Genomic DNA, 16,545 nt, shown 5'->3' with positions numbered 1-16,545 from the left:
CCCTTTCTTTAGTGTTGCCATTTTTACTCCAAGCCTTTCTTCTTTTCACACTATCCCCTCCTTTTTAAGCTAAATTATCCTATTAATATTTATTAATATTGTCATAAGTCTTAATAGAATAACCCTATGCTTGTCACCCATATCTATTCTATGCACAGTAAATTCGCTAATATCACATAAAGCACAGATAATCTTGTATTATCTGTGCCTGAGTAGTGCTTCATCTTATTTACCTCTTTTCTCGTAATACTCCTCAAAAATAAATTCGATGCCATCTAAAAATCTAGACCATGTATCCACCCCTCTAATGCAGTCTTGATTTAACTCCTCAGCTACTTCCCACTTTTCATCCTCTTTTAACTGTGTATATTGAAGTGCAAAGTCGCCCATCGCTTCCTCTGTTACTTCTCTATCCAAAAGATACTTCATGAATATTAGTTGTATATCAGCACCTTTTTCTTTTAATTCTTGAAACGCTTGCTTTTCTTTATCCATATTTACTTTTCTCCTACCTTTCCTGCTTCAACAGCTTTTCTAAGCATATCTAGTTCCTGTTGACTGTACTGATATTCCACTTCTTGCGGTATTTCGAACACCTCAGCCTCATTGTATGCATTAAGCAATACTTCCACAAAGAAATGATCATGTGCCCATTCTCCATTAAGCTTGTACTTATAAATGAGCCCTGTACGTGTCAATTCAGCTATTACATATTCTACTGGTCCTCTTTCATCTAGTAGCTTTGGACATACATAACAATCATATCGCTTATCGTAGTACACCTTATTTTTTCTATTGCCATACTTATTTTCAAAATACCACCTTTCATAGGTATATCTTATTTTCCAATATAATTTTCTCATTTTGCATCTCCGATCCGTCTATAGTTACTCATACACACACATCCTTTTCATAATCGTAATCCCTTTGTATTCTTATGTGTCATGAACTCCACTACTAATTTTTCATACCTATTTTGAGTCATAAACGGTCTCACGATTGGCATAATCGAATGATTCTGTATCAGATTTTGAATCTCCATTCCCTTGACCTCTACTTTTAATGGCTTAACTTGGTGAATATAGAATTTTTGTGTACCTAGAAGTTCATTTAACAAAGCATATCCTTTTAGATTATGAATAGTATACATTCTAGATACCCAACTATATAAAATCTCATCTTCAAATATTCTAAGTATATTCATTTTTATTTGCTCCTGTATTTTTGCAATGATTTGATATATTAGAGTATTATTTATTGTTTCTCTAAGCATTTTTAAAAATTGCTTCTATACATTATGATTTAATAACCGAGAAACTCTATACATGAAAAAAAAGGTAGCACATTTTCCATATGCTACCTTTTCATATACCACGACTTATTGTAAGTGAGATTTTTGATATGCTCTTATATACCATGACTTATTGTAACTGCATGCCATAACATGGTAAAAACCTTCATTTTGGTACCACGAGTTATTGCAACTCTTACTCCGTACCACGACTTATTTCTAATTCACATTATATACCTACAATTCCTCTATCGTAACCCCATTATAATAATGTCTCAATATTTCCTTATATGTATACCCCCGCTTTGCCATGCCTTGTGCACCGTTTTGACTCATGCCTACACCATGTCCGTAGCCGCCGCCATAGAAGTCGATTTCGCTGATGGTGCTTGTGTCTTCGTAGTGAATATCCATGCTGAAGAATGCGCTAGGCAGGAGTGCCATGTTCTTGATTTCGCTGCCATCCGCACGTGTCACAATGATGGGGTCTTTGGTGGCGTCTTTTTGAACGGGTGCAAAAAGTGAGCGAATTAAGTATTCTGTGCCCACCTTAACGGTCATCTTCTCACCCTCTACTAGCATTTCCATAATGTTGCCACCTTCTCCACGTTTGGTTACTTGAATTTGTTTAATGGCACCAATGTTGTCGATTTCACCAATGACCCAGTTATCCCCCTCTTTAACTTTTACCATGTTGGGATAGTTAGTCGTTAGCTTATAGATGTTGGCATTCACTACCTGTTCTAGCTCTTCTGCGCTCATGTGCACTTGCCACCTAAACCAGGCGGCATCTTGATCAAAGGCATCAATTTCACTAGGTGCTGTAGTGAAAAAAGTGTATGCATTCTTCTCACTAGATAGATCTTCTACTACGCGCTCACCTACATACTGCTGTCTAGCAACAAGAAAACTTGGCGTATTGCTTGGGAAGATTTCGCCAATAGCCCAAGTTTCACCATAATTGGCTGTATACCCTGCTGATGTTGAAAAGAAGTTTCCATTTACAATGCGCTCATTGTAAAGCATCACTTCTCCTTTGGTGGCTTCGGCTGCTGCATAAGAAGCCTCATCTTCCGGTGTATGGTTATATACTTGGCTAGCTACTGTATCGTCTAGCTGTGCACCATAACGTAAAAACTTGTTACTTTTTTGTTGCGATTTGGTAAAACTTCTAGCTGCTATGGCTTGCGCTTTTAGTGCTTCTTTCTCATAGCTTGTAGGCATCTCACTTGGAATGACACCTGCAATATAAGATTCTAAGTCTACCTTGTTGACTAAAGTAAATCCTTCTTCTTCTTTATAAACTTCTAATGCACCTTTGTAAGTAGGCTGCTTCTCTTTTCTTGTCATAGATGCCACTTGCAACTGGCTCTCTCCCTTTGGCATGAGTGTCACCTTACTTTTGCCAATCTCCCATGTAATTTGACTGGCATCCCACACTTCTCCTGATGCTATTTCTTGTTTCTTGTCCCCATATAGCGCCACAAAGCCACCTTCGCAGGTGACTTGTACATTCTCTTGGGTATAGCCAGATACACCATCTTGTGACAACAAGACACGGACTTCATCTGTCGTTTGGTCTTCTAACACTTTTAATGTTTGCACACAATCGTTTTGCATGGTATAGCTTACTTTAATTCCAGAAAAAAGTTGTCCAAGCTGTGTATATGTATTTGTGCCTGTCCCATCATAAAGGGTGAGTTTTTGATAAGGTAATCTACCTGCTATCTCAAACTCAATATAGTCATCTGTCATCCTCAATATACGGTCTCCTAAATCCTCTTTTAAAACTTCACAGCTAAGAACTTCACCATTTTGAATGGTAACTGTACAAATTTTGCCGATTTCATTAGGCGTTATAATTTGGTTCTTATAAGTTAACTCATACTCATCTACACGCAAAGTTGCCTTTCCATCTGCAACAGCAACCACGTAACATTTTTGAATCTTACTTGTTGCACTTATGGTATCTACAATTCCTAGAATTTCATCATTTTTAACAATTGCTTGTAACGTATAGCCCACACAAGGATCTAAAATTAAGCCTTCAAATCCATAGATGCCTTTATCTGTAAGTACTTGCCATGCACCTAGTCTACTATCTGTCAAAGAAGTTGCCAGTATACTAAGTTCCTCATAATGTAGCAAGTCCTTTTTACCTGCATGCTCGAGTGCCTGCTCAAAGCCTTTTAAAAATTGCTTGAGTGTCATGGATTTCTTGGATACATCTTGTGTAGCATCCACGTTCACTGCATAACCCTCTCCTAATATATCTACAAAAAACTGAGTGGCTTCTTCATAGGTCATGACTTCCATCGCTTCTTGTTCATCAAAAAAGTTAAACTTAGGATCTTCCTTTAGACGTGTGTAATACTTACTATACCATAGGCTTTCTTCACTTATATCTTCTAATGGGGTATCCTCCATTAAAGTATATGCCACAATTTTGGCAATATTAGCCTTGGTACAAGGTGTCATGTTAGAAGGCAATGTAGGCGTTTCTTCTTGTTTTGCTATAATCCCATTACTAATTGCCTGCTGAGCCTTGCCCATCCATTCCTCTACAAATGCTTGTCCCGAATCTCCACTTATTAAGTATGCCCCTACTGCAAGTATAAACACAAAGATAATAAAGGCTAGTCCTCCACCATGGCTTTCTTCATAGCGTCCACGTCTACCACTCCTGCTACTTCTATAGTTTCTACTGTTCCTATACCCTCTGTCGTATCTACTCATAGTCCTCCTCCTCATCGACTCTAATCTCGGTTAATCCCTTGAATCTTCCTATGCTTGTACTATATATATTCTAGGGGGAGGAAAACTATTCATAAATTACACAAATTATTTTGCACACAAAAAAGCACTAACCTGACGGTTAGTGCTAATCATCAACTTTGTCCCGGAATGTCGTTCCTGGTATTTTGACGCCCTAGCATAGCTAGGTGGGAAACTAGCTATTAAAGTCCTGTTGTCCGCTGCCCAAAGGGAATTAGCTTGCGGCCTAACATTTGCTTCATAGCGCGATATCGTCTCCCGAACGTAAGTTGTAGGTTCAAAATAACAGGGTCTCGAACATTACAGGAGTTCTTTAAGCTATCTTTATTATAGCACTTCCCTCGCCTTTTGCAAGGGAAAAGATAAAGTTTCATTTTTCACATTTATTTCTTTATTTTCTTGAGTCTAAAGAAGTCTTCTCGTTCCTTCTCTTCTAACACATCTTGAATATATTTGACCTGCTCCTTGTATCTAGGAATTTGAATATGCTGTAATGCATTAGTACGCTTTTGCGTCTTTTCAATTTCCTTAGCCAATTTGAAAATAGAGTTTTCAATTTCAGCTACATCATACATCAAGTATTTAACTACTCTAAACTGCTGGGCCGCTCGGTCAAGTGCAGGATTGGTGTCATGAAAGCCATAGCTTGGGTAGACAGGTGTTTCCTCATACTTCACCGTAGGGATATCTACACCCATAACACTTTTCAAGAGAATTTCAAAGTTTTCATCTTTTGGAATACTTCTTGCAATGTCTTCTACTTGTGCAATCCCCATGGTAATGTTAACTGTTTGTAAGGCTGCATAAGCTTCATCTAAGGTGTCATAGATTTTATTTTGAACATCTTTTGCTTTATCTACGAGCAACATCATCTCACGAATGAGAACGTTACGTTTCTTGTCTAAAAGTTCAAAACCCTTTTGAGAAAGCTCAAGTGAGGCCTTAGCTTTAATCAAATTGGACTTAGTTGGTGCCACGAGTAGTGCCATAATATCTACTCCTTATTTGTTCTATAATATTTTTTCACCATTTCTGGTGGCATACGATCGAGTTCTGAGGCTGGTAAAATAGATAAAATGTCCCAACCTAGATCCAATGTCTCTATCATAGAACGATTTTCATTGGGACGTTGCGCAATGAAACACTCTTCAAACTCACGGCCAAATTTCAAATACAATTTGTCGGTGTCACTTAAGTCATCTTCCCCAATAATTTGTGAAAGAGCACGAATATCTTGAACTTTTGAGTAAGCTGAGAAAATTTGATTGGATAAATCCGCATGATCTTCTCTTGTATAGTCATTCCCAATACCATCTTTCATTAAACGTGAAAGAGATGGTAAAATTGCAATAGGTGGATAAATATTTTTTTGATTTAATTCACGGCTTAAAACGATTTGCCCTTCTGTAATAAATCCTGTTAAGTCAGGGATAGGATGGGTAATATCATCATTTGGCATGGTTAGTATTGGAATCAGGGTAATAGATCCCTCTCTATCTTCTAGCATCCCTGCACGTTCATAAATGGTAGATAGGTCACTGTAAAGATACCCTGGATATCCTTTACGAGAAGGTACTTCTTCACGTGTGGAAGAAATTTCACGTAAGGCTTCTGCGTAACTTGTCATATCGGTCAAAATAACAAGGACATGCATATTGTGTTCAAAAGCTAAGTGTTCAGCTGCTGTTAGGGCGCAGCGTGGTGTAGAAATTCTTTCTACAATTGGGTCATCCGCCATATTCAAATACATAACAACATGATCGAGTACACCTGCTGATTCAAAGCTACGAATAAAGTAGCTCGCATCATCATGACGCACACCCATTGCTCCAAAGACTACTGCAAAGTTGTTGCTGTTAGCCCCTTCAATTTTAGCTTGTTTAACAATTTGTACAGCAAGTTCATTATGTGCAATCCCATTCCCTGAAAAGATAGGAAGTTTTTGCCCACGAATGAGTGTCATTAAACTATCTATAGCTGAAATCCCTGTTTGAATAAAGTTTCTTGGGTATCTACGGGCTACTGGGTTGATGGGTCTACCATTTGCATTGGCTCTTACATTGGAGACAATTTGATACGCTCCGTCAATCGGTTCACCTACTCCATTAAAGGTTCTGCCTAAAATTTCTTTTGAAAGAGGAATTTCTAGCGGTTTCCCTGTAAATTGTACAGCTGTATTCTCTATAGAAATTCCTGTTGTCCCTTCAAAGACCTGGATAATCACTTGATCGCCTTCGATTTTGATGACCTTTCCTTTACGTGTGTCTAGGCCACCATCTACTTTGATATTGACAATTTCACCATAAGAAACATCTTGAATATCTGAAAGTACAATAAGGGGACCGTCTACACGTTCTAATTTTAAGTACTCTTTTCTCATTTTGACCATCCTCCTCACTATTCATATTTTTCTCTTAAGCTTCTATAAGTATCGATTATTTTCTTTTCTAATTCATCTAAAAGATAAACTTGGTCGTTAGGCACATCATACTTCATTTTAACAACGTCATCAAATACCCGTTCTTTTCGAATGGTAGATAAAGGAATCCCTCTTTTAACACAAGCTAACGCACTGGTGTAGAGCGTGTCAATCACGCGTAACATTTTATATTGCTTTTCTAGAGATACATAGGTATCATCTTTGTGCAACGCGTTTTGTTGAAGGAAGCCTCTTTTAATGGTTCTAGCAATTTCAAGAACTAAGTGCTGGTCGTTTGGCAACACATCTTCTCCGACTAACTGAACAATTTCATTCAGCTTTTCTTCTTCCTGTAAAAGGCGAATCATCTTGGCACGAAGCGGTAACATTTCTGAAGAAACATTTTCACGATACCATTCTTCTAGCATACTGACATACCCACTATAGCTGGTCAAATAGTTAATAGCAGGATAGTGTCTCGCATAGGCTAACTTTTTATCTAGGGCCAAGAAAGCACTTACAAAACGTTTAGTATTTTCCGTAACAGGTTCTGAGAAGTCTCCACCTGCTGGAGATACTGCCCCAATAATGGTGACAGAAGCTTCATGATTGTTAAGAGTGGTGACACAACCTGCACGTTCATAGAATTGTGCTAAACGAGAAGGTAAGTACGCTGGATACCCTTCTTCTGCTGGCATCTCTTCAAGTCGTCCTGAAATTTCACGAAGGGCCTCTGCCCATCGAGAAGTGGAGTCCGCCATAATCGCTACATCATACCCCATATCTCTAAAGTACTCAGCCATTGTAATCCCTGTATAGATGCTGGCTTCACGGGCTGCAACGGGCATATTAGAAGTATTGGCAATCAAAATGGTACGTTCCATTAATGGGCGGTTGGTACGTGGGTCAATAAGGGCTGGGAACTCTTCAAGTACGTTAGTCATCTCATTCCCACGTTCCCCACAACCAATATACACAATAATATCTGCATCTGACCACTTGGCAAGCTGATGTTGAGTCACTGTTTTTCCTGTTCCAAATCCTCCAGGAAGTCCCACTGTCCCCCCTTTTGCCACAGGGAAGAAAGTATCAATAACACGTTGTCCAGTAATGAGCGGTTTATAAATAGGAATACGCTTTTGAATTGGTCTTGGACGTCTAACTGGCCATTTTTGTACTAAGGTTAACTCATGAATATCCCCTTCTTCTGTTGCCAATTTCACAATGACATCATTTAACGTATAAATGCCACTAGGTTTTACTTCTACAACGGTTCCTCTTATTGTTGGTGGCACCATTAAACGATGCTCAATGCTCAAAGTTTCTTGAATCGTAGCATAAATACTTCCTGGTGCTAAAACATCCCCTTCTTTAACAACAACTTTGACTTCCCAAGGTGATGTAGGATCAATAGAAAGGAGGCCAATGCCTTCTGGGATAAAGTTTTTAGAAATCTTCTCAATTTGTTTAAGCGGTCTTTGAATCCCATCAAACATATTTCCAAGCATACCAGGTCCTAAAGTCAAGGAAAGAGGTGCACCTGTTGGGTACACTTCTTCTCCTGCACGAAGGCCTTCTGTCTCTTCAAAAACTTGAATGGTGGCTTCATTACCTTCAAGCGATACAACTTCACCAATGAGTTTTTGCTTGCCTACTGTTACCATTTCATTAACTTTGAAGCTTGCCATATGGTCACCCTTAACAACAGGTCCATTAACAAGTTTAATTATGCCAACTTGATTACTCATCTAGTCCCCCCACCTCTCCAATAGCTTGAAAGAGTTGTTCCACAATTTCGTCACGGTGATCTTCTATGACTGCAGCAATGGATAAATCAATTCTTAGGTTTTTCACAGGACTATCTAACACAATCCCGCCTAACATACTATCATCTCTTACTGCTAAGCTTAACCTTTCCTTTGCAACTCCTGTACTTGTAAGTTGTTCTAAAATATAGTCACCATACTGTGTATGGTCCTCTTGTGTCATATACACAACAAAGTCTGTATGATAGCTTTGTAAGTCTTCTACTTTACTTGTGATATAAGTCAAATAAGCCTTATACTCTGTGGTCCTTTTAAAGACTCCAATACGTGCTTTAAGATGCTCCATAAATACACCTATGTATTTTTCTTTTGTAAACATCGTTTGTTTCTTTGTTTGCATTTTTGCTTTACTGATTAACTCTAATCTTTTTATCTCACCTTTTTTTCTAGCATGTTCAACAATGTCATCTGCATCTTTATCAACTTTGCGTTTGTGCTCTAACATAATCTCCTCATATTCTTTTTCCATACTTTCGATTTTATCACCGATTTCTGTTTTGATATCTTGTTGGAGAAGCTTAGAAAATAGGGATAATTTTTGCTCTATAGTTACCATTTTTCTCACCTCATATACGAATGCCGACTGATTCTCTTATATAGTTGGTAATGGCATTTTCACTGCGCATCGTTCCATGTCTATCTGGAATTTCCATTATAAGAGGCCTTGCTACTTTTAATTTCATATCCATTATTTCTTCGGAAGCTAAATCCATTGTACGCTCTGTAATAATGACCAGACCAATCTCTTCATCTTTCATTGCAGCTTGTAGAGCCTCTAGCAGCTCTTCCTTTTCATGGACAATGACACCATTGATTCCTGCTAGACGCATACCTACCCAAGTATCTCTATTATCGCTAATTAAAAAAGATTTCATAATCGCTCTCTTTTCTAAAAAATCTTATACGAATAAGATTAGGATAGAAATAATCATTCCGTAAATAGCAATACCTTCAGCCATCCCTACGAAAATTAAAGTTTTACCTAAAATAGTAGAGTCTTCTGACACTGCACCAATAGCTGAAGAACCTACCGCACCTACTGCACGACCTGTACCCATTGTTGCCAAACCTGTACTTAAAGCTGCCGCTACATATTTAAGACCATCTCCAAACGAAGCCCCCGCTGTTGCTGCTGCTGTACCTGCTTCTGCTGCAAACACTGGACTACCCATAAGCATAAATACAAAGGCACCTGCAAGCACAAAAGAGAACGCTGAAAGAGATGTTGTCATGGCATGTTTTACATTTCCACTTCTATTTTGGCGCATCATACGTGCCCCATAACCCATTGTACCAACTGCTATTATTGCTGCTAAAATAATCATCATTTCCATTTTTAATGTCTCCTTTTATTTGTTTCTCTAAATTGTTTGACTAGTCTTCTATTCTAATAGGTGCATAACTTTCGCCGTCACCTGTAAAGTACTTGCTAAACATCTCATAGTACTGAAGTCTTAAGCCTTGTATAAATACAACAAGACCTTCTAATGTTAAGATTAAGATATTCCCAATAATTAAGATTAAAAGTTTTAATACAAAATTATCCGTCATATCTGACATCACTAAGAACGCCATAAACAACCCTGCATGGTTGAGTGCAAAGGCACCTACACGGATAAAGGAAATCCCATTACTTAAAGCACCTAGTATGGTTTCTACCCCTTCGAAGATACTTTCGATAAAGTAAGATCCTACTTCCCCATGAATATAAGGCTTTTCTCTCTTAATCATATTGGTCAAAGGCTCTTTTAAGATCATAATGACAAGCATGATGCCCATAATTCCAAGAGGTACAAAAGGTGATACAGGAATCACACCAAAGAGTGCTACAAGTGTCCCTACAAATCCCATAAAGAAAATGTAGCCTGCAATCCCATTCTTCCCAAACACACCATCTTCCACATCTCCACGTCTTAGGGCATTGATAATTCCTATGATGTAAGACACAGACAAAACAACAACTCCAAAGACAACCCCTGCAATTAAGATCGGCATAATATTTACTTTAGCTAGTGGGCTCCCTACAATATGTGGTAGCCAAGGCAACTGCTCATGTTCTAGCCCAAATAAACTTCCGTATACAAAACCAAAAACGATAGAACTTGAACCTAGTCTGGTTAAAATACCACCTGCCACAGCACTTTTTTTGTAGATGAATAAACCTGCTAAAAAGTAAATTAGCCCTTGCCCAATATCTCCAAACATAATCCCAAACATGAGCATAAAGGTAATGGCCAAGAAAGGTGTTGGGTCAATTTCATGATAAGAAGGTAAGCCATACAGCTGTACAATCATTTCAAAAGGTTTAAACAGCCAGTTATTTTTAAGCTTAGTTGGTGGAATCACTTTCTTATCGAGCTCATTGGCATCTTTTGCAATCACAACAAATTTATCTGTGATGTCACCAATCTTTTCTTCGATAGATAGTTGATTCTTTTTAGCAATCCATGCATTCATCACAAAGAGGTTATTCCCATGGACAATCTCTTCTTTAATCTTTAAGATTTTTTGTTCTATCTTAACCCTTGTGAAGATTTTATTGAGTATAAGAATCTTTTCATCCAAGTTGGTAAGAAGTGCTTGTTCTAACTTATTCACATCTCCTTGAATTTCTTCAATTTTGCATTCAGTAGCTTCTTTTAAACTCTCTGACATCGTAATAATGTCTTCAGGTATTTTAAGCGATACCCAGTTAAGTGACTTTAACAAACGCTTAGTCTCTTTCTTAAACTGTCTAGGATACACAACTAAGTAAATATCTTCTCTAGAATCTTGAATATCTCCAATTTTTAAGATAATGGCACTAATATTTTCATAGTTTTTCTTAATTTGTATCTTGTTATCATAAGATAGCATGCCCACTTGAAAATCGAAGTAATTCAACTCATGTAAATCACTAAAATTACTCCATTCAGCCTTGATACAACTTACTTTTTGTTTGAAATTTTTTAGTTCTTTAAGCCTTGCCTTTTGGACATTGATAGATTCTATCTTTTCCCATACGTCTGCTTTTAGACAGCCTAGCTCTCGTTTGGCATCCTCAAAACTATACTTTCGCCCCACATTGACTTTATCCAGCTTTGAAGCAATGCCTACACCCTCTGCAATAATTTTAACATCTTCTAGCATCTTCTCATATTCTGCTTCCATTTGCGCATAATTTTCGATGATAGGCATAGCATCTTGCGGCATCATGGCTTCGTACTGATGAACCATATAGTTGTTGTCATATACATCATTATGGTCCATGTTTAAGTGAATACTCTCACTTAAAACTAACTCCTCTAATATTGCATGCTCATCGTCAAGTGAACCGACTAGATTGAGCAAGACCATCTTTTCAATAGCCATCTACTGTTCCTCCACTCATCATAATGTATAAACAAGGTATTTTTTAATCTCTTCTTTATCAAGACCATAACGAATGCCTTCCGTCACTGCAATAAGATCCTGAGTTTCTATTTCTAAGACAAAAATATATCTAAGAGCGAGTGCAATAGAATTTTCATCATTAACTTTATGAATGATTTGATAAAGGACGGTGTCCATATTTCTTTCTAAAAGCATATCCCCTCTTTGGTCAAATACATTATCTTTTAAATGCTTTTCGGCCAATGTCTCAAACTCTCCAAGAGACTTCGCATACACTAATTTTTTAAGACTATTATAAGAAACATTTCCCCCTGGCAAGCTATACACCATAATCTCTTCTTTTGAAATATCATAATACTTCATCGCTCGATAGATCCACTGAATATTCAAGCAATCTATCTTAAGTCCTATAATCTGTTTTACAATACTATAGTCATTGGCACTGAGTTTCTTTGCCTTTTTCATCAGTTCTCTATAATATAAGAGATAAAACTTCATTTCCATATGAAACTCTCGTGTCACCACATCTTCTTGTGTCATTGTCTTTAAATCTTCATAAAAAAGTGAACCCTTAAGACCCTCTACAAACTGAGAAACGGATTGACTCCCAATCAACTTATCATAAGCCAAATGTGTATGCGTTTCAGAATGCACAAAATGTCTTTGCAAGTCATTGATACTCTCATTTCTGGCAATCGCCCTTAGAATAAGTTGTAAATCACTTATATCATACTGCAGTAATAAAATTTTAATAAAATCTTTATAAGGACCTGAGAAGTAATGCAGAAGCTTTTCGATTTCACCAACGACATAGCGTTGTAACATGACTTCTAGCTCACCTCTATGCATATCTTCTATCTTGTTATGTTCAAGATGCACACCATATCCATAACGTTTTTTCAAAAATTCTGTAAACTGAGCAACTGTGGTGTAATCTAATACTTTATTCCAATCATCCCTTTTGAGCAGTGTTTTCTTGCGGGTGTGTATTTTACTATTGATCGCATTATAGGATGCATACACATTCATATTACGCCTCCACTAGAAAAAGTTTGTTAAACACCTGTTCAAGTAGGGGACCTTCCACTTGTAAATATTTATTCTCAATCAGCAGTACTTGTTTCTTTGCCTTTTCTTCTTCAAATTTGTACTGCTCTTCGCTAGCCTTAATCACACTTTGATACGTTTCGTCAGCTTTTTCCTTGGCACTTGCTAAACGCTCCTTCTGATAAGCCGCCATTTGTGCTTCATAATAGGCCTTCCGCTCATTAATTCGATTTTCCTGTTGCTTCTTGTTCTCAAGTGCACTGGAGTCGATCTTAATAATTTCTTTTATAATATCTTCCATGCCTTTCACTCCTTATTGTCCCATGACGTTGTTTTTTTATGAATCACCATTCATTATATGTCATACCCTATATTCTACCACCATCTTAAAAAAAATAAAGTGTATTTTCATGAGTTAATGAAGTTTAATGAAAAGCACTAAACTTTTTCATCTATATATCAATTATGTATTGTTATTACACAATTATAAAATATTTATTTTTTACATTTTTCTTCGAAACGTAAAAAAAGAGAAACCTTTTGAGCGGTTTCTCTTTTAGTTTTGTTACATTTGTTCGATTTGATCAATGAATTTTTGTTTATCCTTACCAAATAAGTAAAACTCCATTCCTTGATACCCATTGATTTCTTCATTGAAAAGAATGGTACAACTTAATCTCATTTTATGCTCTTTAATCTTAATGTCCTTAACGTTTTCCTCAGATAATTCATAACCGGAGATATCAAAGTGTTTTTTTCCATCTACAATAACGAAACTTATACCACTTAATAAGCACATCATGACAACAAATAGAGTCATCACAATACTTGGCACATTCAATCTACTATGACCATATAAAGTCATTCCATTAATAATAAGGGTAATGAGTACAGCAAGTTTTGCTACTGTGTAGAAAAAGTCCTTTTTAAACACAACATATTTTGTACCTTCTGGATGCTTTTCCATGAATTGCTTTAATAATTTGTTATTAATGAGTCTAATGATAACGAGTACAAGTGTAATAATTGCAATAAGACAATATGACCAAACGATATCCATCCTACTCTCTCCTTCTAATGCTTCTTAAAAAAATAACTGCCAAAAGGCAGTTATTACTTGTTCATGCAGCATTGTTTGTATTTTTTGCCACTACCACATGGGCATGCATCGTTACGTCCAACTTTTTTACCAATAACAACTGTTTTTGATTTTTTAAAGTCTCTTTTAACTTGTTGACGTTCTTCTTTTGTAAGAAGTTCATCCCATTGTGGTAAATTGTAAAGCCAATCTGCTTGAGCATCAAGCATATTCCAATATAATTTTTTAAGGTCAAAGTCTAATTTGATTGTAGATTCTGCTGTTAAAGTATCTAAGTCATAAGCCCCTTGGTTAAGACTCTCGTTAATACCATCTACGAATCCAACGAATTCTACTTCTGTCATTGCAAAACGTTTTGCAAGTTCAGCTACTGTACCTTCAACTACAGTGTTTACATCTGCAAGAAGTTCTGAGTATACGTTTCTTTCCATTGTTAAATATCTTTCAACTACTTTTTTGTATTCTTCAGTTGAACGTACTTTTGCGTCTTCACCATAATTGTCCCATTGTTGATATAATGTCATAATCAATAACTCTCCTTTTTTCTTAACGTATGCTAGTACTATTTTCCATAGTATAAACGTCTCTATTAGCATATCTATTATACATTAATTTCGACCTTTTTACTATATCTTATTTTACGATAATCTATCCTTACTACAATAGCACATTTCGAGGGTATTTTACAAGTCTCTCCACCTATCTCATTTTAAGAAGTCAGCTATTGTCTCTTTCATCCGAGTAACTTCACACACACATTGGTGCCTGATTGGTAATGTTTCAATGCCACGAATACCTTCTGGCATTTGGTTATTTAAAAGTTTTTCCATTTCTTTCAAAAGAACAAAATCATTTTGTGTTTCATATTTTTTGTCTAAAGCACACATCACACTTCCTGTAAATTTATAAGGGCTTGCAGTAGAAGCAATCACTGTTGGTGTTAGGTCTTTAGTACGTGTCTTATAGCTGTCATAGACTGCGTAAGCTACTGCTGTATGGGTATCCATTAAATAGTTTTCTTCTTCATAAACTTTTTTAATCATGGCCAAAGTAGTTTCATCATCTGCAAATCCAGCCTCAAAAAGCTGCATCTTTTCTTGCATCTTTTCTGTGACCTTGTAATACCCCTTTGTTCTAAGGTCCTCCATAAACTCAGTTACAAGTGTTGTATCCCCTTCGCACATATAATATAAGAAGCGTTCTAGGTTGCTTGAAATTAAAATATCCATTGAAGGTGAGTTCGTAACGAAAAAGTCACGCCTTCTGTCATAAATCCCCTTTTCAAAGAAGTCTGTGAGTACATTATTCTTATTAGAAGCACAGATAAACTTACCAATAGGAAGTCCCATGCACTTAGCATAGTAGGCAGCTAAAATATTTCCAAAGTTACCTGTTGGCACGACCACATTCATAGGTTCACCAACTTGCAAGCTTCCCTCTTGGGCCAGTCTTCCATAAGCATAAAAGTAATATACCACTTGTGGGACAAGGCGCCCAATGTTGATAGAATTGGCTGAAGAAAAAACAAAACCTTGGGCTGCAAGTTCTGCTTCAAATGCTTGGTCTGCAAAAATCTGCTTTACGCCTGTTTGTGCATCGTCAAAATTTCCTTTGATTCCTACTACCAAAGTATTTTCACCCTTTTGTGTAGTCATCTGACGCTTCTGCACATCACTTACCCCCTCTTCTGGAAAGAATACAATAATCTTAGTTCCAGGCACATCTGCAAAACCTTCAAGGGCTGCTTTGCCTGTATCTCCAGAAGTAGCAGTTAAAATGATAATCTCTTTATCCTCTTGCTCATAACGTTTACTGGTTGTCATGAGATATGGCAAAATAGAAAGGGCCATATCCTTAAAGGCTAAAGTTGGTCCATGAAAGAGCTCCAAAAAATGTGCTGTTTGTGTTGTCTTTACTGGTGCAATCATAGGGGTGTCAAACTTTTCATCATAGGCATGGGCTATACACCCTTTTAAATCTTCCTCTTTAAGGTTGTCAAAGAAGAGACGGATGACACGATAGGCCAAGGTCTGATAGTTAAAATCCAGTAATGCATTCAGTTCAAAATCCATTTTAGGAAGCTCTTTAGGAACAAAAAGTCCCCCTTCTTTTGAAATACCCTGTAATATCGCTTCTGTTTCTGTAATATTGATTGTTTGATTTCTTGTACTTTGATAGCAACTCATCGCATCATCCCCTCATCTACTCTAAATAATCTATATTTAGGATTATACCATAGTTAAGCTTTAAACATATGCAGAACATTTTTCATTTATTCTTTACTTTTTTGAATAAATTATATAATTCCATCGTCACCTCTTGTCGTAATTTGTCATACATTATAGTAGGGAATTTATAGAAAGAGATAAAAATTTTCCCTACTTTGTTTATAGGAGGAATTGCTTATGTCATTTTGTTATTCCGATAGTCTTTGCCATCTTATTGGCCAAAAAGCGATTATTCATAGCGGTAAATGTCGTTATAAGGTTTTTATATGCAATATAACACCTTGTTACGTCAAAGCTATAGAGGTTTGTTCAGGAAATATTAAAATCTTCAATATGAGTCATATTGACTTCATTGAAGATTGTAGGTGTTAAGGAGGAACGAAAATGAGTGAATATCGTAGAAGTTCAAGACCTATGCCTTACTCTGAGGAATATGCCTGGGAAGATTGTCGTCGCCGTCCTGATCCAAGGCCTATGCCTTGCTGTGA

General features: G+C 36.9%; 17 protein-coding genes. 1 reads left to right on the top strand and 16 read right to left on the bottom strand.

Annotation, left to right across the window (positions count from 1 at the left end; all coding sequences use genetic code 11):
• Nucleotides 1-225 precede the first annotated feature (225 nt).
• The 16 genes from RRY75_RS08980 to thrC all read right to left on the bottom strand — a co-directional run bounded on the left by RRY75_RS08980 (nucleotide 226) and on the right by thrC (nucleotide 16,015).
• On the bottom strand, nucleotides 226-495 hold the full coding sequence (locus RRY75_RS08980) for a hypothetical protein (protein ID WP_332716434.1): 270 nt from the start codon (nucleotides 493-495) through the stop codon (nucleotides 226-228).
• A 2-nt stretch (nucleotides 496-497) separates the two neighbouring features.
• Nucleotides 498-863 (bottom strand): hypothetical protein, encoded by a 366-nt coding sequence (locus tag RRY75_RS08975; RefSeq protein ID WP_332716431.1) that lies wholly within the window; start codon nucleotides 861-863, stop codon nucleotides 498-500.
• Between the two features lie 47 nt (nucleotides 864-910).
• Complete coding sequence (locus RRY75_RS08970; RefSeq protein WP_332716428.1) at nucleotides 911-1,204, bottom strand: hypothetical protein; 294 nt, start codon at nucleotides 1,202-1,204, stop codon at nucleotides 911-913.
• 324 nt (nucleotides 1,205-1,528) lie between these two features.
• Nucleotides 1,529-4,027, bottom strand: coding sequence for a SpoIID/LytB domain-containing protein (locus RRY75_RS08965; protein WP_332527484.1), 2,499 nt, complete (start codon nucleotides 4,025-4,027; stop codon nucleotides 1,529-1,531).
• Between the two features lie 422 nt (nucleotides 4,028-4,449).
• Nucleotides 4,450-5,055 carry a V-type ATP synthase subunit D gene (locus tag RRY75_RS08960; protein WP_332494514.1) on the bottom strand — a complete coding sequence of 202 codons (606 nt, stop codon included), beginning with the start codon at nucleotides 5,053-5,055 and terminating at the stop codon, nucleotides 4,450-4,452.
• Nucleotides 5,056-5,060: 5 nt separating this feature from the next.
• Nucleotides 5,061-6,446 (bottom strand): V-type ATP synthase subunit B, encoded by a 1,386-nt coding sequence (locus RRY75_RS08955; RefSeq protein WP_332494512.1) that lies wholly within the window; start codon nucleotides 6,444-6,446, stop codon nucleotides 5,061-5,063.
• A gap of 17 nt (nucleotides 6,447-6,463) precedes the next feature.
• On the bottom strand, nucleotides 6,464-8,233 hold the full coding sequence (locus RRY75_RS08950; RefSeq protein ID WP_332527485.1) for a V-type ATP synthase subunit A: 1,770 nt from the start codon (nucleotides 8,231-8,233) through the stop codon (nucleotides 6,464-6,466).
• Entirely contained in the window at nucleotides 8,226-8,867 is a 642-nt protein-coding gene (locus RRY75_RS08945) for a V-type ATP synthase subunit E (protein ID WP_332493557.1), read from the bottom strand. Before RRY75_RS08945 ends, RRY75_RS08950 begins: the two co-directional genes overlap by 8 nt.
• A gap of 10 nt (nucleotides 8,868-8,877) precedes the next feature.
• Entirely contained in the window at nucleotides 8,878-9,186 is a 309-nt protein-coding gene (locus RRY75_RS08940) for a V-type ATP synthase subunit F (protein ID WP_332493556.1), read from the bottom strand.
• Between the two features lie 24 nt (nucleotides 9,187-9,210).
• Nucleotides 9,211-9,645, bottom strand: coding sequence for an ATP synthase subunit C (locus RRY75_RS08935; RefSeq protein WP_332493555.1), 435 nt, complete (start codon nucleotides 9,643-9,645; stop codon nucleotides 9,211-9,213).
• Nucleotides 9,646-9,685: 40 nt separating this feature from the next.
• A complete protein-coding gene (locus RRY75_RS08930; RefSeq protein WP_332527486.1) occupies nucleotides 9,686-11,662 on the bottom strand; it encodes a V-type ATP synthase subunit I in 1,977 nt (658 codons plus the stop codon).
• An 18-nt stretch (nucleotides 11,663-11,680) separates the two neighbouring features.
• The gene (locus RRY75_RS08925; RefSeq protein ID WP_332493553.1) at nucleotides 11,681-12,712 is read right to left on the bottom strand and encodes a V-type ATPase subunit; all 1,032 of its coding nucleotides are present in this window, start codon (nucleotides 12,710-12,712) and stop codon (nucleotides 11,681-11,683) included.
• 1 nt (nucleotide 12,713) lies between these two features.
• On the bottom strand, nucleotides 12,714-13,031 hold the full coding sequence (locus RRY75_RS08920; protein ID WP_332493552.1) for a hypothetical protein: 318 nt from the start codon (nucleotides 13,029-13,031) through the stop codon (nucleotides 12,714-12,716).
• 264 nt (nucleotides 13,032-13,295) lie between these two features.
• Entirely contained in the window at nucleotides 13,296-13,790 is a 495-nt protein-coding gene (locus RRY75_RS08915) for a hypothetical protein (protein ID WP_332493550.1), read from the bottom strand.
• A gap of 53 nt (nucleotides 13,791-13,843) precedes the next feature.
• Nucleotides 13,844-14,353 carry an SEC-C metal-binding domain-containing protein gene (locus tag RRY75_RS08910; protein WP_332493548.1) on the bottom strand — a complete coding sequence of 170 codons (510 nt, stop codon included), beginning with the start codon at nucleotides 14,351-14,353 and terminating at the stop codon, nucleotides 13,844-13,846.
• A 180-nt stretch (nucleotides 14,354-14,533) separates the two neighbouring features.
• The gene (gene thrC, locus RRY75_RS08905; protein WP_332527487.1) at nucleotides 14,534-16,015 is read right to left on the bottom strand and encodes a threonine synthase; all 1,482 of its coding nucleotides are present in this window, start codon (nucleotides 16,013-16,015) and stop codon (nucleotides 14,534-14,536) included.
• Nucleotides 16,016-16,234: 219 nt separating this feature from the next.
• On the opposite strand from thrC, the gene RRY75_RS08900 reads away from it, so the two are divergent.
• Complete coding sequence (locus RRY75_RS08900) at nucleotides 16,235-16,429, top strand: hypothetical protein (RefSeq protein WP_332493544.1); 195 nt, start codon at nucleotides 16,235-16,237, stop codon at nucleotides 16,427-16,429.
• Nucleotides 16,430-16,545: the final 116 nt, after the last annotated feature.

The sequence above is a fragment of the Niameybacter sp. genome, from assembly GCF_036655075.1.
GTDB lineage: Bacteria > Bacillota > Clostridia > Lachnospirales > Cellulosilyticaceae > Holtiella.
This window is presented reverse-complemented; position numbering and strand designations above follow the sequence as displayed.

Coding starts and splice junctions, on each gene's coding strand:
- RRY75_RS08980 (WP_332716434.1), bottom strand. CDS start 495: ATGGATAAAGAAAAGCAAGCGTTTCAAGAATTAAAAGAAAAAGGTGCT.
- RRY75_RS08975 (WP_332716431.1), bottom strand. CDS start 863: ATGAGAAAATTATATTGGAAAATAAGATATACCTATGAAAGGTGGTAT.
- RRY75_RS08970 (WP_332716428.1), bottom strand. CDS start 1,204: ATGAATATACTTAGAATATTTGAAGATGAGATTTTATATAGTTGGGTA.
- RRY75_RS08965 (WP_332527484.1), bottom strand. CDS start 4,027: ATGAGTAGATACGACAGAGGGTATAGGAACAGTAGAAACTATAGAAGT.
- RRY75_RS08960 (WP_332494514.1), bottom strand. CDS start 5,055: ATGGCACTACTCGTGGCACCAACTAAGTCCAATTTGATTAAAGCTAAG.
- RRY75_RS08955 (WP_332494512.1), bottom strand. CDS start 6,446: ATGAGAAAAGAGTACTTAAAATTAGAACGTGTAGACGGTCCCCTTATT.
- RRY75_RS08950 (WP_332527485.1), bottom strand. CDS start 8,233: ATGAGTAATCAAGTTGGCATAATTAAACTTGTTAATGGACCTGTTGTT.
- RRY75_RS08945 (WP_332493557.1), bottom strand. CDS start 8,867: ATGGTAACTATAGAGCAAAAATTATCCCTATTTTCTAAGCTTCTCCAA.
- RRY75_RS08940 (WP_332493556.1), bottom strand. CDS start 9,186: ATGAAATCTTTTTTAATTAGCGATAATAGAGATACTTGGGTAGGTATG.
- RRY75_RS08935 (WP_332493555.1), bottom strand. CDS start 9,645: ATGGAAATGATGATTATTTTAGCAGCAATAATAGCAGTTGGTACAATG.
- RRY75_RS08930 (WP_332527486.1), bottom strand. CDS start 11,662: ATGGCTATTGAAAAGATGGTCTTGCTCAATCTAGTCGGTTCACTTGAC.
- RRY75_RS08925 (WP_332493553.1), bottom strand. CDS start 12,712: ATGAATGTGTATGCATCCTATAATGCGATCAATAGTAAAATACACACC.
- RRY75_RS08920 (WP_332493552.1), bottom strand. CDS start 13,031: ATGGAAGATATTATAAAAGAAATTATTAAGATCGACTCCAGTGCACTT.
- RRY75_RS08915 (WP_332493550.1), bottom strand. CDS start 13,790: ATGGATATCGTTTGGTCATATTGTCTTATTGCAATTATTACACTTGTA.
- RRY75_RS08910 (WP_332493548.1), bottom strand. CDS start 14,353: ATGACATTATATCAACAATGGGACAATTATGGTGAAGACGCAAAAGTA.
- thrC (WP_332527487.1), bottom strand. CDS start 16,015: ATGAGTTGCTATCAAAGTACAAGAAATCAAACAATCAATATTACAGAA.
- RRY75_RS08900 (WP_332493544.1), top strand. CDS start 16,235: ATGTCATTTTGTTATTCCGATAGTCTTTGCCATCTTATTGGCCAAAAA.